The organism is Bradyrhizobium sp. Rc2d (assembly GCF_900099855.1).
Lineage (GTDB): Bacteria > Pseudomonadota > Alphaproteobacteria > Rhizobiales > Xanthobacteraceae > Bradyrhizobium.
Genome location: NZ_FNCU01000001.1, coordinates 211,420 through 227,012 on the forward strand (window position 1 = coordinate 211,420; position 15,593 = coordinate 227,012).

Annotated in this window: 12 protein-coding genes and 1 pseudogene; 7 read left to right on the plus strand and 6 right to left on the minus strand. The window is 58.2% G+C overall.

All coding sequences use genetic code 11. From position 1 onward, the window contains the following. Positions 1–396: 396 nt before the first annotated feature. The 6 genes from BLV07_RS00960 (at position 397) to BLV07_RS00985 (ending at position 7,572) form a co-directional block, all read left to right on the plus strand. A complete protein-coding gene (locus tag BLV07_RS00960; protein WP_091878469.1) occupies positions 397–2,367 on the plus strand; it encodes an AMP-binding protein in 1,971 nt (656 codons plus the stop codon). Further along, a complete protein-coding gene (locus BLV07_RS00965) occupies positions 2,364–3,149 on the plus strand; it encodes an ABC transporter ATP-binding protein (protein ID WP_091878471.1) in 786 nt (261 codons plus the stop codon). Before BLV07_RS00960 ends, BLV07_RS00965 begins: the two co-directional genes overlap by 4 nt. A gap of 9 nt (positions 3,150–3,158) precedes the next feature. After that, a complete protein-coding gene (locus tag BLV07_RS00970; RefSeq protein WP_091878473.1) occupies positions 3,159–4,088 on the plus strand; it encodes a branched-chain amino acid ABC transporter permease in 930 nt (309 codons plus the stop codon). Between the two features lie 14 nt (positions 4,089–4,102). Further along, on the plus strand, positions 4,103–5,230 hold the full coding sequence (locus tag BLV07_RS00975) for a branched-chain amino acid ABC transporter permease (protein WP_091878475.1): 1,128 nt from the start codon (positions 4,103–4,105) through the stop codon (positions 5,228–5,230). Positions 5,231–5,331: 101 nt separating this feature from the next. Then, positions 5,332–6,657 carry an ABC transporter substrate-binding protein gene (locus BLV07_RS00980; protein WP_244550929.1) on the plus strand — a complete coding sequence of 442 codons (1,326 nt, stop codon included), beginning with the start codon at positions 5,332–5,334 and terminating at the stop codon, positions 6,655–6,657. Between the two features lie 75 nt (positions 6,658–6,732). Next, a complete protein-coding gene (locus BLV07_RS00985; protein WP_091878478.1) occupies positions 6,733–7,572 on the plus strand; it encodes an ABC transporter ATP-binding protein in 840 nt (279 codons plus the stop codon). A gap of 319 nt (positions 7,573–7,891) precedes the next feature. On the opposite strand, the gene BLV07_RS00990 is transcribed toward BLV07_RS00985, so the two are convergent. Both BLV07_RS00990 and BLV07_RS01000 read right to left on the minus strand, forming a co-directional pair. After that, the gene (locus tag BLV07_RS00990) at positions 7,892–8,245 is read right to left on the minus strand and encodes an O-antigen ligase family protein (protein WP_349524043.1); all 354 of its coding nucleotides are present in this window, start codon (positions 8,243–8,245) and stop codon (positions 7,892–7,894) included. Positions 8,246–8,909: 664 nt separating this feature from the next. Then, a pseudogene (locus BLV07_RS01000) lies at positions 8,910–9,118 on the minus strand (ArdC-like ssDNA-binding domain-containing protein); the annotation flags it as partial. Positions 9,119–9,510: 392 nt separating this feature from the next. Between BLV07_RS01000 and BLV07_RS01005 the strand changes: the two are divergent. After that, positions 9,511–9,735, plus strand: coding sequence for a helix-turn-helix domain-containing protein (locus tag BLV07_RS01005; RefSeq protein WP_349524240.1), 225 nt, complete (start codon positions 9,511–9,513; stop codon positions 9,733–9,735). Between the two features lie 486 nt (positions 9,736–10,221). Here the strand turns inward: BLV07_RS01005 and BLV07_RS01010 are convergent, their stop codons facing one another. Genes BLV07_RS01010 through BLV07_RS01025 form a run of 4 tightly spaced genes read right to left on the minus strand, consistent with a single transcriptional unit; the run spans position 10,222 to position 15,589 of the window. Then, positions 10,222–11,805, minus strand: a complete 1,584-nt coding sequence (locus BLV07_RS01010; protein WP_091878485.1) for a GMC family oxidoreductase — start codon at positions 11,803–11,805, stop codon at positions 10,222–10,224. A gap of 54 nt (positions 11,806–11,859) precedes the next feature. Further along, the gene (locus BLV07_RS01015; RefSeq protein ID WP_176945277.1) at positions 11,860–13,692 is read right to left on the minus strand and encodes a dipeptide ABC transporter ATP-binding protein; all 1,833 of its coding nucleotides are present in this window, start codon (positions 13,690–13,692) and stop codon (positions 11,860–11,862) included. Further along, positions 13,689–14,609 carry an ABC transporter permease gene (locus BLV07_RS01020; protein WP_091878487.1) on the minus strand — a complete coding sequence of 307 codons (921 nt, stop codon included), beginning with the start codon at positions 14,607–14,609 and terminating at the stop codon, positions 13,689–13,691. The genes BLV07_RS01015 and BLV07_RS01020 overlap by 4 nt, the downstream gene beginning before the upstream one ends. Then, the gene (locus BLV07_RS01025; protein WP_176945333.1) at positions 14,603–15,589 is read right to left on the minus strand and encodes an ABC transporter permease; all 987 of its coding nucleotides are present in this window, start codon (positions 15,587–15,589) and stop codon (positions 14,603–14,605) included. Before BLV07_RS01025 ends, BLV07_RS01020 begins: the two co-directional genes overlap by 7 nt. Between the last annotated feature and the right edge of the window lie 4 nt (positions 15,590–15,593).

Sequence of the window (15,593 nt, forward strand, 5' to 3'; positions counted from 1 at the left end):
CAAAAAAGGCTGCCGATGTCATGTATCCGGCCCTCGAAGCCTCGGTTGGTCAGGGCGGCAAGGCAGCCCTCCACCGCCTTTGCAGCCGACCAATGCGCTACGCAGAATAGGATTTTCCCCTGTCGGAATGGAGCGCAGCTTCAATATCGCAACGCAACATAAATCTGGACGCGAGAGTTTAGCCGTCAACACCGCAATCGGTTATTGGCAGGCGGCAAATTGACCCACGCCCGGACGGTCACGACAATCTCGGCCCGGCAAACCGGGACTTGTAGGACTTTCGAACCGTTGTAATGTTGGAACGTGCGGCGTTCGCATGGCTGCTTCCCATAAAGGGCGCGGCGTCACCATAAGCAGGCGCGAACCAACGCGTCGGTTTTTGGGATCGAGAGCGACATGGCCGATGGCGGATCGTTTGATACGTTCCCCAAGTTGCTTCTGCGAAATGCGACGCAGTTCGGCACGCGTCCGGCGTTTCGACACAAGGATCTTGGCATTTGGCAGACGTGGACGTGGGCCCAGGTTGCTGCGATCGTCCGGGCTTACGCCGCGGGCTTGCATCGACTTGGACTGCAGCCAGGAGACAAGATCGCGGTAGTGGGTTCCAACCGACCGAAGCTCTACTGGACCATGATGGCAGCGCAGGCGCTGCAAGCGATTCCGGTTCCGGTTTACTCGGACGCAGTGGCTGAAGAGCTTGCTTTTGTTCTCGCGCACGCTGAGGCGAGCTTTGTTGCAGCACAGGATCAGGAGCAAGTGGACAAGGTCTTGTCCGTATGCGAGCGAGTGCCGCATCTTCAAAAGATTCTCTATGACGAGTCGCGCGGCCTTGATGGCTACGCGGACAGCCGGCTGATCGCGATCCACGATGTCATCGAGGACGGTCGCGCAGCGCTGACGGCGGATCCGGCGCTCTGTGGACAGATCGATGAATTCGTCCGGCAGGGTGATGGTTCTGACATCGCGGTCATCCTCTACACCTCGGGAACGACCGGCGCGTCGAAGGGCGTCATGCTGTCGACGCGAGGCTGCATTGACGCCGCATCGGACACCACCAGGTTCGACGGACTGGCCGACCACGACGTGGTGTTCGCATATCTGCCGCTGGCCTGGGTGGGCGATCATTACCTCAACTATGTGCAAGGCCTTGTCGCTGGCTTCTGCATGGCCTGTCCCGAGAGTAGTGAAACGATCGAGCAGGATCGGCGCGAGATCGGACCGACCTTCTATTTCGCGCCGCCGCGTGGTTTCGAGGCCATGCGGACGCGCCTGATGATCCGCATGGAGGACGCTGCGCCTGTCAAGCGTCGAATGTTCAACTACTTTCTCGACGTGGCGCGCCGGTATGGCGAGCAGGTGTTGACCGGAAAACAGGTGCCCCTGCGGGGCCGGTTGCTCTATGCGCTCGGGCGCTTGCTGGTCTACGAACCTCTCAAGAATGTTCTCGGCCTGTCCCGGGTGCGTGTCGCGTACACTGCAGGCGAAGCCATCGGTCCGGACTTGTTCGCATTCTACCGCTCGATCGGACTAAATCTGAAGCAGCTCTACGGCCAGACCGAAGCCTTCCTGTACGTGACGTGCCAGCCTAATGGCGAGATCTACCCCGATACGGTTGGTCCGGCGGCCCCGAACGTCGACATCCGCATTGCGCAATCGGGCGAAGTGCAATTTCGCTCGCCCGGCATGTTCGTCGGATATTTCAAGGATCAAGCAAAGACCGCGGAAACCATGACATTCGACGGTTACGTCAAGACCGGCGATGCGGGCTTTTTCGACGAGAAGACCGGACATCTAAAGATCATCGATCGGGCGAAGGACGTCGGCTGGCTGGCTGACGGCACGATGGTTGCGCCGAAGTACCTTGAGAACAAACTGAAGTTTTTTCCCAATATCAAGGAAGCGATCACTTTCGGCGACTCAAGAGAGTTTGTTTGCGCCATGATCAACATCGACCCGGTCGCTATCGCGAATTGGGCGGAGCGTAACAATATCGCCTATGGCTCCTATCAGGAGCTTGCCGGGCATCCGCTGGTCTATGACATGGTAGCGAAAGACGTTGCCGCGGTGAACCACTCTCTCGTCAAGGAAAGGGTGCTGGCGGGCGCTCAAATTCGTCGCTTTCTCATTTTGCACAAGGAACTCGACGCAGATGACGGCGAATTGACCCGCACGCAGAAGGTGCGTCGCCGGTTCATTGCCGAGCGCTATGCGCCACTGGTCACCGCACTCTACGACGGCTCGCATGAGGCCGACATTTCCACTGAAGTCACTTTTGAGGATGGCCGCAAGGGCACTATCGCGGCTCGTGTCAAGATCCGCGACATGCAAGCCACTGGTTCGGCGGAATCCTTGGGGAAGGCAGCATGAGAGCGCCGGACACGAACGAGATCCTGCTTCAAGTCGAGGGCGTAGCCCTGGCCTTCGGCGGCGTCAGGGCGCTCAGGGACGTTTCGTTCAACGTGAGAAAAGGCGAAATTCGGGCCATCATCGGCCCCAACGGCGCCGGCAAGACCTCGATGCTCAACGTCATCAACGGATTCTATCACCCTGATCGTGGCGCCATCACCTTCAAGGGGCGCACCCGGGCCAGGATGCAGCCTTTCGAGGCCGCCCGCGGCGGCGTCGCGCGCACCTTCCAGAACGTCGCCCTGTTCAAGGGAATGAGCGCGCTCGACAACATCATGGCTGGCCGCACGTTGAAGGTGCGCCGGGGCCTCTTATGGCAGATGCTGCGTTACGGCCCTGCTCTGGCAGAGGAAGTCGAGCATCGGCACCGGGTCGAGGAGATTATCGACTTCCTGGAGATCGAATCGATCCGCAAGGTGCCTGTCGGGCGCTTGCCATACGGCTTGCAGAAACGCGTCGAGCTTGGTCGCGCTCTCGCCATGGAGCCCGACCTTCTTCTCCTCGACGAACCCATGGCAGGGATGAATCTCGAGGAGAAGGAGGACATGTCGCGGTTCATTATCGATGTGAACAGCCATTACGGCACAACGATCGTGCTGATCGAGCACGACATGGCCGTGGTCATGGATCTATCGGATAGAGTGGCGGTGCTCGATCATGGCGTAAAGATCGCCGACGGCACCCCGGACGAGATGAGGGAGAACCAGGCCGTCATCGACGCCTATCTTGGCGTCGCACACTGAGGTGCGTTCGTGATCGCATTGGGTCAGTTTCTCGAGGTCCTGATCGGCGGATTGATGTCCGGCGTGCTCTATTCGCTGGTCGCCCTCGGCTTCGTGCTGATCTTCAAGGCATCCGGCGTTTTTAATTTTGCCCAGGGTGCAATGGTATTGCTCGCTGGATTGGCGCTGGTTCGCTCGCTCGATCTCCTCGTGGCCAACGGCTTCCCGCTTTGGGTTGCGATCGTTCTCGGCATCGGCTTTGCCGCCGTGATCATGGCGACAACGGCTTGGCTGATCGAGCGGTTCGTGATCGGACCCCTCATCAACCAGGACGCCCTCACGCTGTTCATGTCCACCATCGGCGTGACATTCGTTCTCGAGGGCGCGGCGGAAATGATCTTCGGATCGGATGTTTATCCGTTGCGGCTATTCCCGACGGACGCCTGGTTCGTGTTTGAGGGCCTCTTCCCGGGTGGAATTCTGATCAACAAGCTGGACGTCTGGGGTGCATTGATCGCAGGCATCCTGGTCGCCGGCCTCGCGATCTTCTTTCAGCGTACCAAGACCGGTCGCGCACTCAGGGCTGTGGCCGATGACCATTTGGCCGCGCACTCGGTTGGGATTCCAATCAGTTGGATTTGGTTCGTGGTCTGGCTCGTTGCCGGTCTCGTTGCGCTGGTTGCGGCGACCGTGTGGGGCACTAAGCTTGGTGTGCAATTTTCCATCACCTTTCTCGCGCTGAAGGCTTTGCCGGTCCTGATCATCGGGGGCCTCACCTCCATTCCGGGAGCCATCGCCGGCGGGCTCATTGTCGGGGCGGGTGAGAAACTTGCGGAGGTGTACCTCGGGCCATCTATCGGCGGCGGTATCGAATATTGGTTTGGCTATGTGCTGGCGTTAACAGTGTTGCTTGTGCGGCCGCAGGGTCTGTTCGGCGAGCGGATCATCGAGCGCATCTGAGACAGGAGCTAGCTTTGCTTTATCGTGAGGTCGGCCAATTCAAGACAACCTACGCAGAGGATATGGCGATCTTCCCGATCCGTCAGGACCGCATTGCGCTCGCGATCTTGCTCGGCATCGCTTTCATTGGGGTGCCGGTGCTGGCCAGCTTCCACATCTGGCCGTTTGGTAGCGAGTATCTGCTGTGGGCGATTCTGCTGCCCTTCCTGATCCTCGCACTCGCTGCCATCGGCACAAACATTCTCGTCGGCTATTGCGGCCAAATCTCGCTCGGCAGCGGTGCGTTCATGGCCATTGGCGCCTATTCCGCCTACAAGCTGGCGACAGGCGTTCATGTCCCGCTCACCTCGCTTGGCTTCGCGATTTCGATCCCGCCTTTGCCCGTATTGGTATCCATTCTGCTTGGCGGGTTCATGGCGGCGGGTGTCGGAATCCTGTTCGGGATTCCCAGTCTGCGGATCAAGGGCCTCTATCTTGCGGTTGCAACGCTCGCGGCGCAGTTCTTCTTCGACTGGGTATTCCTGCGGGTGCCGTGGTTCACCAACTACGCCCCGTCAGGGTCGGTCAATGCGCCGGAACTGAATTTCTTCGGTGTGGTCGTTCGCACGCCGATCGAACGCTATCTGCTGTGCCTGATCTTCGTCACGGTGATCGCGGTCTTGGCGAAGAATCTCGTCCGCGGCAACCTTGGCCGACAATGGATGGCAATTCGCGATATGGATATCGCTGCCGAGCTGATCGGCATCCGGCCACTCTATGCAAAGCTCACTGCCTTCGCGGTCTCTTCATTTATCATCGGCGTGGCGGGCGCACTCTGGGCGTTCGTCTACCTTGGCTCATGGGAGCCGCTCGCGTTCTCGATCGACCGTTCGCTCGAGCTCTTGTTCATGGTGATAATTGGTGGGCTGGGATCCATCATGGGCCCGTTCGTCGGAGCGGCGTTTATCCTCATTGTGCCGATCATGCTGAACGTCCTTCCAACCCAGCTCGGCGTGCCGCTGTCGACGGAAACGATCACTCACCTGCAGTTCATTATCTTTGGGTCGTTGATCTGCTATCTTCTCATCAAAGAACCCCATGGGTTCGCCCGGCTGATAGCAATCGGCAAGGAGAAGCTCAGACTTTGGCCGTTTCCCTATTGAAGTTGCGATCGCGCCTCGAGCGGATGACGGCTGTTGACAAAGGAGGAAGGAAACAATCCCCCGAACGGAAAAAGAGGGGCTCAAAGGAGGAGAATATCAACATGGCAAGTATTCCACGCAATGTACTGATACTGGCGGCCGCGTTGTCGGGCGCGGCGTTTAGTGCACCGGCCGCAGCGCAAAACGAGCAGTTCATCCCAATTCTGTCCTACCGGACCGGACCGTACGCTGTGAACGGAGCGCCCTACGCAAACGGCGTTGTGGACTATTACAACCTGATCAATGAGCGTGACGGTGGTATCAACGGCGTCAAGATTCTGACTGAAGAATGCGAGACGAGTTACGCGACCGACAAGGGCGTTGAGTGCTACGAGCGCCTCAAGGGCAAGGGGCCGACCGGCGCGGCCTTCATCAACCCGCTATCGACCGGGATCACCTTTGCCCTCACCGAGAAGACCGCGACCGACAAAATCCCGATCATCACAATGGGGTACGGCCGTGCCGATTCCAAGAACGGCGCGGTGTTCGCCTACAACTTCCCATTGCTCGGCACTTACTGGTCGGCGGCAGATATCGCGATCCAGCATGTCGCCAAGGAACTCGGTGGCTTCGACAAGCTGAAAGGCAGGAAGATTTCGCTGCTGTATCACGACAGCCCCTATGGCAAGGAGCCGATTCCGATGCTGCAGGTGCTGGCGCAGAAGTACGGCTTTGCGTTCACCTCGATCCCGGTTACGCACCCCGGTGTCGAGCAGAAGTCGCAATGGCTGGCGATCCGCCAGAATCGACCGGACTATGTCCTGGTCTGGGGCTGGGGCGTCATGAACAGCACGGCAATCAAGGAAGCGGCGGCCGTTGCCTATCCGCGCGAGAAGATGATCGGTGTTTGGTGGTCGGGCGCAGAGCCCGACGTGACGCCGGCAGGCGATCAGGCCACAGGTTACAAATCACTGATGCTTCAGCATGGTGCTGGCAGGTTTCCCGTCCATGCTGACATAGAGAAATATGTCTACGCGAAAGGCAAAGGTTCAACGGAATCTGGCAAGGTCGGCGAAGTTCTCTACAACCGTGGCATGGTCAACGCCATGCTCGGCGTGGAGGCGATCCGGAAGGCGCAGGAAAAGTTCGGCAAGAAACCGCTGACGGGCGAGCAGGTCCGTTGGGGGCTGGAGAACCTCATCCTCACCGATGCACGCATCAAGGAACTCGGATTTGAGGGGATGTTGAAGCCGGTCAGCATTTCCTGCTCCGATCACGAGGGTGCGCGCTACGGGCGCGTTCAGCAGTGGGATGGCAAGGCCTGGAAAGTAATCTCCGACTGGTACACGGCAGACGAATCGCTCATCGAACCGCTCGTCGCCGATGTGTCCGCGAAGTATGCCGCGGAGAAGAAGATCCAGCCGCGCGACTGCGCGAAAGAAACTTGAACCAGTCTGACTGATCCGGGAGGCAGGTTTGCCTGCTCCCGGATTCCCGAAGGTGCAACTGTCTGGAGGTCTGCCGTGTCAACCCCCAAGGTCGCTCCGGCGACGGAAGCGGCAGCTCCGGTTCTGTCGGTCAACAATATCGAGGTTGTCTACGATCACGTCATCCTCGTGTTGAAGGGCGTATCGCTGGAGGTTCCGCGGGGCGGCATAGTCGCGCTTCTCGGCGCCAATGGTGCCGGCAAGACCACGACGCTGAAAGCGATCTCCAATCTGCTACATGCAGAGCGCGGCGAAGTCACCAAGGGCTCGATTCTATTCGACGGCATCGAGGTGCAGTCCATGTCGCCAAACGACCTGGTGCGGCGCGGCTGCATTCAGGTGATGGAGGGGCGACGTGCCTTCCCTCACCTCACGATAGAAGAGAATCTTCTGACTGGCGCCTTCACGCGCAAGGACGGCAAGTCGGCGATCACGCAGGACCTTGAGCGGGTCTATGCCTATTTCCCCCGCCTCAGAGAGCGACGTGGTTCCACCGCCGGTTATACGTCAGGCGGTGAACAGCAGATGTGCGTGATCGGGCGCGCGCTGATGTCGTGCCCGAAGATGATCCTGCTCGATGAACCTTCGATGGGCCTTGCGCCGCAGATCGTGCAGGAGATCTTCGAGATCGTAAAGGATCTCAACGTCAAGGAAGGCGTTTCCTTTCTTCTCGCCGAGCAGAACACCAATATGGCGCTCAAATACGCGAGCCACGGCTATATCCTCGAAAATGGCCGCGTGGTGATGGACGGCGAGGCACGGGCGCTCGCAGCAAATGAGGACGTCAAGGAATTCTACCTTGGCGTTGCCGGTGACAGGCGAAAATCATTCCGCGACGTGAAGCACTACAAGCGTCGCAAGCGCTGGCTCGGATGACGCAGAGCGATCGGCTCCGCTCGTCGGGAATGCATGCAACCCAGCGTCCGCCAACAGGCTCAAAGAAAGGATTTTCGCGGCTAGCGAATGCGGACTGGACCAAGTCCAGCCGCTGACCGCTTGTCGGAATGGCTATCGCGAGGGGTACCCAAGCCATTGTAAAGGCTTGGTGGGCGCACCAGGGCTCGAACCTGGGACCCGCTGATTAAGAGACAGCCGCGGGGTAAGTAGAATCAATCACTTAGCGATCGCATAAGTGGGCTTAGCCGAGCAAAAACAGCCATTCGTCGCATGATCCTAGTGCTTTCGTTGCTGCCTGTCACTCTGGACCATCCGTCGTTTCAATCACCCGTGCCCTCCGAAGGCAAAGGTCCTGGATCGCGACGGCAAGCGTCTGATTGTGCGGATTGTCGACGATTTTCGCCCTGATGCCGGTTTGACCGGCCGCTTCGTTTGCAAACAGCTCCTTCGTCGAACCGGTGCTATGACCGACGATCGGCGCCGAGCGAATGACTCCGATAGACTTGCGCCAGAACTCGAGGCGCTCGGCGCCACCGGTCTCCAATCCACCGATAACCATGGTGTTGGATTCGTAGGCATCAACTTCGCCTAAAAGGCGCGCCATCTTGAACTGAAGATTGGGAGACACTCCCCACGCGCCGACACCGAGCACACAAACTGCGGCCAGGATGGCGAGCGACGGCCACCGACCTTGCCCGCGGCCTGAGAGAGCGACAGAACGCGCTGATCAGCGCTCTCCGTTTTCCGTACGGCTTCACTGGCAATGCGCGCTGACTCCTGGACCTGCCGGCTGATCTCGTTTACCGAAGCTGACACCTCTTCAGTGGCCGATGCAAGGGACTGAACGTTGGTGGAAGCCTGTTCAGAGGCCGACGCTACGGCGGTGGTCCGCAGACCACCAATGACGGCCGGGGGTCTTTCCCTATCCACCCGCCTTTCCATCTCCGTGAGGCTGAGCGAGCTGAACTCGGCATTCTCTTAGCCACGGCCTGACAGGAAGCGACGGCGCCTATCGTGGGAAGGCGCCGATCGTGTTGCGCTGCGATCCCGAGCGTGAACCAAACGGTGCTCACAGAATCCTTTGGGCTCAGTTCGATGAAACAAGACAGCCGGACGGCCATTCGAGAATCACGGGTTATCGCTGATGACCTAACCCGACACCGAGTTTCAGCGCCTTCTGCCGCAACGCGGCCTCGCTCACCTTCATCAGCTTTGCGATTTTCGATAGGATGTTCGCGCCCTTGAATGCTGCTTGAGGAGTTTGACGTCGGTCGGCGTGTAAGCCATGCGTCCGGGCAGCGCCGATTGAACGTCATCCAAATCGGCGATCGGTAACCTTTGGTTACAGCTTCCGACCACAGCATGAGAACATTGGTAACTTGATACGGGCTGCCTTGGCGCGCAGAGGCCGCCTGATACGCCCGCTGCCATTACCGGCATTCCAAGGCTTGATCCAGGGTCGCACGCCGTCTTCGAACTCGCGGACGATTTGGTCGGTGATGCGTTGACAGATGTTTGCTTCCATTGTCGTTGCCTTTCATGGCTTGCGCGTTGTGGCATGCAACCGACTAGCCGCCCGGCAATGAGCGGGGTTGGCAGTCAGGGCCAAAAAGCAGGGGGTGGTGCGGACAGGACACCGGACGCTTGGTCCGTGGGACTACACGGCCTGTGTTTTTTGGCCTTGACAGCCTGAGGGCCGCAGGCGCCTCGACTAGTTTCTCGGTTCGGAATATCGCACTTATCCTTCATGCAAGTTGCCGTCGTTCCGTCGGCACTGTGCGGCGAGAACGCGGACTTGCATCTAAATGGTAGGTCATAGCCAGTGTTTTAACCGGTCGAGGGAATGGCATGCTTCGACACATGAAGTCTCGTGCGCTACTGGCCTGGAACGTCCGTCGGATCCGCCTCAAAGGTGGTATGTCGCAGGAACGATTGGCGCGCACGGCTGGGATCGACCGTTCCTACTTGGCGGGTCTTGAGCGGCAATCGAAAAACCCGACGATTGATGTTCTCGATCGCATTTCCGAAGCGCTCGGCGTTCATCCTTCCGATCTCTTTGTTGAACCCTCGAGCTGTGCGGACATTCTCAAGACTTCGCCCCCGCGGCCTAAGCGGCCGCGTCTGCCTCGCAAGAAGGGGTAGCCATTCATACGGCGACGGGAGCAGCACAAACCATCTCGACAACGCGATGCCGGTCGGCAGGACTATGCAACGCCCAGAATGTTTTTCCATGAGGCACGTCTCGTCGAAGGCATAGCACGAAGCCATATTGACATGCACGAATATGCTTTGGCATCTAATCCCGACAGGTTCTTTCGCCGAATCACCGCAAGCCGCTCGCTCGCTACGGCGCCCTGGAGGGCGCCCTTCGCGAGCGGCCTACCCCGACTCGCGACTTCAGGAGACGCTAGGGTGCGCTTCGGTAACATTGTCATCTGAGGCAATATGAGGGGTCATTTTCCATGGCGCGCGACACAATTACGATAATACGCACGATTGTGGTCATGCGATTTCTCTAATTGAGCACGACAGATGTCAAATGCATGCGTGCCTGTTCCATCCTTCCTATCCTGGCACCACAGAAGCGCGCCACGGATTTTTTCCAATTTAGATTGATGGAATAACGGCTTACGGATGGATGAGGTCTGCTGCCCTCTCTCCGATCATAATAGACGTCGCGTTGGTATTCCCAGCGATATGACGAGGAAAGATGGAGGCGTCCGCGACCCACAAGTTTTCGGTGCCCCTCACCTTAAGAGAAGGGCTGAGAACCGCTCGATCGTCTGCCCCCATGCGGCAAGTCCCGACCGGATGAAAGAAGGGGACCGTTGCTTTGCGAATGTAGGCTTCGTCAGCTTCCCGCCCGGCCCCCGATGCTGGCGCTTCGCAAAACTTCCGGACATGAGAGCCGAATGGGGGCATAGAGCAGATCTTCCGGACCCAGTCTAGCCCGCGCATAACCCCCTCAAAGTCATCCCGATGATCGAGCAAGCGGGGAACGATGGCAATTGGAGCGAGAGGATCGTTCGATCTAAGTTCGAGATGGCCGGTGCTTTTCGGGTGATTGATGTTCACCAGGATGGTCACCAGGTTAGCTTTCGGCACTTTCAGTTTTCCATCAGCTTTAGTCAAACCGAACGGGAAGAGATGAAATTGAAGGTCTGGCTCAGCGAGCTCAGGACTCGATCTTAGAAACGCCAGGACCTGCGCCGTAGGCACACTCAGGAACCCCGACCTTTTAAAGGCCCACTCCGCCAAGGCTAATGCGCCCTTTATGGGATGCGATAATCCATTGGCGGTTTCGATATCGAGTTCAGCGAGGACATACAGTCCCGGGTGTTCCATTAAATTCCGTCCCACCTCAGGACTTTCGACACGCGGCACGATGCCATGCTTCTTGAGGTGAGCCGGGTCACCTATGCCCGAAAGCATCAATAGGTGTGGGGAATTGATGGAGCCAGCCGAAAGAATAACACCCTTTCTTGCGACGAAATCGACGTTTTGTCCGCGATGCGTGGCGGCAACGCCCCTCGCGCGCGTCTTGTCAAACAGAATGTGGCGAACGATCGTCTGATCCAAGAACTTCAGATCAGTTGCTGACAGCTTTGGCCTTATGAAAGCCTCGAAGGCCGAAAGCCGACGCCCATCGCGCGTTGATCCTTGGTTCCAAGCAACTCCCTCGTGTGAGGCACCGTTCAAATCCTCATTGAAGGGAATGCCAGCGGCTTGAAAGCTGTCGATAAACTTCTGTGAAATCGGATGACGCCAACGTAAAGCTGAAACACGTTGAGGCCCGAGCCCTCCGCGAAAATGATTGTCTCTGTCCTCATCGGCCGTCTCCATTTTTCGGAAGTACGGCAACACGTCCTTCCATCCCCATCCTGTGTTGCCTAGCGCCTCCCAGGCGTCGTAGTCCCGCGCAGCGCCGCGGATGAAAATCATCCCATTTATCGCGGATGAGCCTCCCGGCACTTTGCCCCGGGGCCAGTCCTCGACCACGCCGCCTCTGCTCGGATCAGGCTCTGTCTTGTAAGCCCAATCGTACCGTCTATTCCCGATCGTATAGACGAGCGCACCCGGAACATGAGACAGGTTGAAACGCTCTTTCTTCCCGGCTTCCAGCAACAGGACCGATTGTTTTCGCTCGACCAAGCGCGCCGCCAGCGGACATCCCGCACTCCCGGATCCTACGACAATGTAGTCAAACTCCATGCTGTTCACTCTCCAAATAGGAGAACCATTGGATGGTCGCGCAATCCTGAAAAGTCATGGATGGTGCGGGTCTATTTCCGTCAGATGGCAAGCAGCCGATTCATCCCGTCCGCGTGCCGCGAGCGGCGGATCATCAAAGGCGCACTTATCGAGCGCGAACGGGCAGCGGCTTCTAAAGCTGCAGCCTGCCGAGATGTGGATCGGGTTGGGCGGCTCACCTTCCAAGAGGTAGGTCTCCGCCTTGAAAGGACGCTCCTCAACCGCCGGTACCGCGCTCAGGAGTGCGCGTGTATAGGGATGTCTCGGCTTGATGAATGTGGTCCGATTGTCAGCCAGCTCCACCACGCGCCCAAGATACATCACGGCGACGCGATTGCAGGCTTGTCGCACCATCCCCAAGTCGTGCGAAATGAATATGTAGGTCATTCCGCGCTGGTCTTGAAGCTGCTGAAAAAGGGCGAGAAGCTTGCGCTGCTCAACCTGGTCGAGCGCCGACAGCGTCTCATCAAGAATGAGTAACTCGGGATCGAGGACGAGGGCCCGGGCGATACTCACACGTTGACGCTGCCCGGCGCTCAATCCAACCGGAAGTTTGCCGAACAGATCGAGCGACAGTCCAACTTCCTGCATGGTCGCCGCGACGCGATCGCGGATTTCGGAATGCGACATCCCTCCATGGACGTAGAGGGGTTCGGCTATGGTTCGCCCGATCGAAAGATGAGGCGGAATGGAGCTAAACGGATCCTGCAGGAGAAGCTGGAATCTCCTGCGGAGTGTCAATAGGCACTTGGCTTTCATTGGCGCGATATCTTCGCCCATGAACAATATCTGTCCTGAATCCGGGACCTCCAGACGGCTCAGGAGCCGCGAAAGCGTTGATTTCCCGCATCCCGATTCACCGACGATGGCCAAGTTGTCACCCCGGCGAACATCGAACGAAGCGTCCCTCACCGCGTGTACGAACTGGTTTGCAAAGAGCCTGTTTCTATCCCTCGTGGGATAAACCCGGCTGACGTTTCGCACCGAGAGAATGACGTCGATGGCGGCAGGTGACGCCTCATCTGCAACGGCCTCAGTTGAGCTCTGCCATATGCGGGGGATGTCAGCTATCAGCTGCTTTGTATAGGCATGTTGCGGAGCCGCGAGCAATTGCTGAACGCTTTGGGTCTCGACGACCCGACCGCCTGCGAGAACAAGAACTCGGTGCGCGATTTCGTTGATGACCCCAAAAGAAGAAGAAACGAACAGGATCGCCGTTTTGAAATCCCGCTGCAACTCGCGCAGGAGCCGAAGGATTTGAGCAGCGACGGTAACGTCAAGAGGTTGCGTTATGTTGTCGGCGACCAGAAGGTCCGGGTTCGTCACGAGCGCATCTACGATCAGGGCGCGCTGCATCATTCCGCCGCTGAACTGGAACGGAAACTCCTCAAATCGCTGTTTCGCGCCGGGCATCTTGACGGCATCGAGCAGGCGTATGACGCGTTCCTCTGCCTCGCCATTGGAGATACCGGGCTCGATGGATCTGAGTTTTTCGACGATTTGCCGACCAACCGGAAGGGTTGGATCGAGAGCATTGCCAGGATCGGAGCCTATGTAGGCAATCTTGCGCCCGCGGAGCGCTTGCATTTGTGTCCGGGGTAGTCTCAGAAGATCATTGCCACGATAGGCGATAACGCCAGACTCGATTTTGAGCGGGCTGGTGACCCACCTGACAAGCGCGCGCGACAACACGGTCTTTCCCGAGCCGCTCTCACCGATAATGCCGAGGACTTCGTTTTCATCGATACTCAGGTCGACATGGGTGAGCACGGCGCGCGTTCCGCGCGACCCGAGATCAAGGCTGACGGTCAGATTGCGCACATCAAGAATGTTGACCGGCGATATCATCCGAATCCCAGCAAGATCTTGTTGCGAGAACGCTCGAGAGCTCCTCCCATGATGTTGATGCAACACAGTGTGATCGCGAGCAGGAGGCCCGGCACCGTGGTGATCCACCAGGCATTCAAAATGTACTTCGTGCCATCGGCGATGATGGTGCCGAATGTCGGGGTGGGTGGTTGGATGCCGATCCCGATAAAGCCCAGCACAGCCTCGAAAATCATCATGCGCGCAATGTCCAGGATTGCGACGAAGGCGATCGGAGGCAAGATATTGGGTGCGATATGAACGAGCAGGACCCGCGCGTCTGAGGCGCCAAGAATCTTTATCGCTCGAACATACTCTTTGCGGCGCTCGGACAGGGTTACACTGCGCGCCACGCGTGAATACGCCGGCCAGCCGGCAAGAATCAGAACAAGAATAATGGCCAGCGGAGTGGGGCGGGAAACGCCGAGAATTGTGATCGCCAGGATGATCGCGGGAATCGACATCTGCGCGTCTGTGATCCGCATCAAGAGCAAGCCGACCCATCCGCCGAAATAACCTGAGAGCATGCCAATGGCTGAGCCAAGGATGAACATTCCCGCAACGCTCGTGACGCCGATCAGCAGGGCATTCCGAAGACCGATGAGGGAGCGCGTAAACAGATCACGACCGAGTTGATCGGTACCAAACAGGTAAGGCCAGCTCGAATGATCCAGGAGTGCCGGTGGCAGGAATTTCTTGCTGACATTGAATTGGGTCGGCGACAGATCGAGAATGTAGGGACCAAGGACAGAAAGGATAATCAGCAAGCAAAACAGCGCAAATCCAATCTTGAATTCATTTGTCCGCCATGCCAGCGCGAAGATGCTGGCCGCGATGCCGCCACCTCGTGTGGCCGCCGGGCTATCGGTCTTGGCCGGAAGTTCTGCCGACGCTAGTATTGTAGCCTCCTGTCAATCGCCATCGCTGCAAAGTCGACGAGAATATTGACCATCACGAGAGTCGCACACGCCAGGATCGCGATGGCCTGGATGACAGGGAAATCCCGTTGGAAGACAGCGTTGATCATCAGAAGGCCAACGCCGGGATAGTTGAAGACGTATTCCACGACGAACAGGCCACCAAGCAAGACCCCAATCGCTTGGATTCCGAGCACATTGAGGACGGGGATACTCGAATTGCGCAGCACGTGCGCGACGATCATTCGACCGCGCGAGAGACCGCGAATTTCACCCTGGGACACATATGGCTCGATGAGACTTCCACTCACAGAGACCGAGATGGACCGGATGAGAGTCGGAGCAAGCTCGATCGCGAGAACAATGGCGGGCAAGATTGCGTAGCTCGGCCCCTGATAGCCGATCGCCGGCAGCCATCCGGCCTTGGCAGAGACGAGAAAGATGAGAACGAGGGATAACCATACGTTGGGGAGTGAAACCAGGACGGAAGCCACATGCAGTGCAAGCCGATCCGGCCATCGTCCTGATCTCAAGCCCGCGGCTATGCCGATCGGGAGCGCGCTTACCAAGGCAAACACGAATGCAAGGCCAGCAAGGAGCAGGCTGTAGGGCAGACTGGTTGTGATGAGGCCCAACACCGATGCACGGTTAGCGGCATCGAAAGTCGAGCCGCCTCGCGAGCCGCCAGTGCTGCCGCCTTGTGCGCTTCTGACGAAGGAGCTCCCGAAATCACCCGTCAGGATTTGCGCGGCATAGCGGCCGAACTGAACCGGGATTGGATCCCTCAGGCCCATATCTTTTGCGGTCTGTTCCGCAACAGATGCTGACACCATTGGCCCCAGCATCATCCGCACTGGGTCGCCCGGGACGACGCGCAGCAGCGTAAAGATGAGCATGGCCACGAGGACGACCAATACCAACCCTTGCGCAATGCGCCGAATGAAGAAGTCGAGCGCAAACAGCATG

What these genes read in the sequence shown, in the direction of transcription:
- BLV07_RS00960 (WP_091878469.1), top strand. Translation starts at nt 397, where the DNA reads ATGGCCGATGGCGGATCGTTTGATACGTTCCCCAAGTTGCTTCTGCGA.
- BLV07_RS01005 (WP_349524240.1), top strand. Translation starts at nt 9,511, where the DNA reads ATGTCGCAGGAACGATTGGCGCGCACGGCTGGGATCGACCGTTCCTAC.
- BLV07_RS00980 (WP_244550929.1), top strand. Translation starts at nt 5,332, where the DNA reads ATGGCAAGTATTCCACGCAATGTACTGATACTGGCGGCCGCGTTGTCG.
- BLV07_RS01010 (WP_091878485.1), bottom strand. Translation starts at nt 11,805, where the DNA reads ATGGAGTTTGACTACATTGTCGTAGGATCCGGGAGTGCGGGATGTCCG.
- BLV07_RS00965 (WP_091878471.1), top strand. Translation starts at nt 2,364, where the DNA reads ATGAGAGCGCCGGACACGAACGAGATCCTGCTTCAAGTCGAGGGCGTA.
- BLV07_RS01015 (WP_176945277.1), bottom strand. Translation starts at nt 13,692, where the DNA reads ATGATATCGCCGGTCAACATTCTTGATGTGCGCAATCTGACCGTCAGC.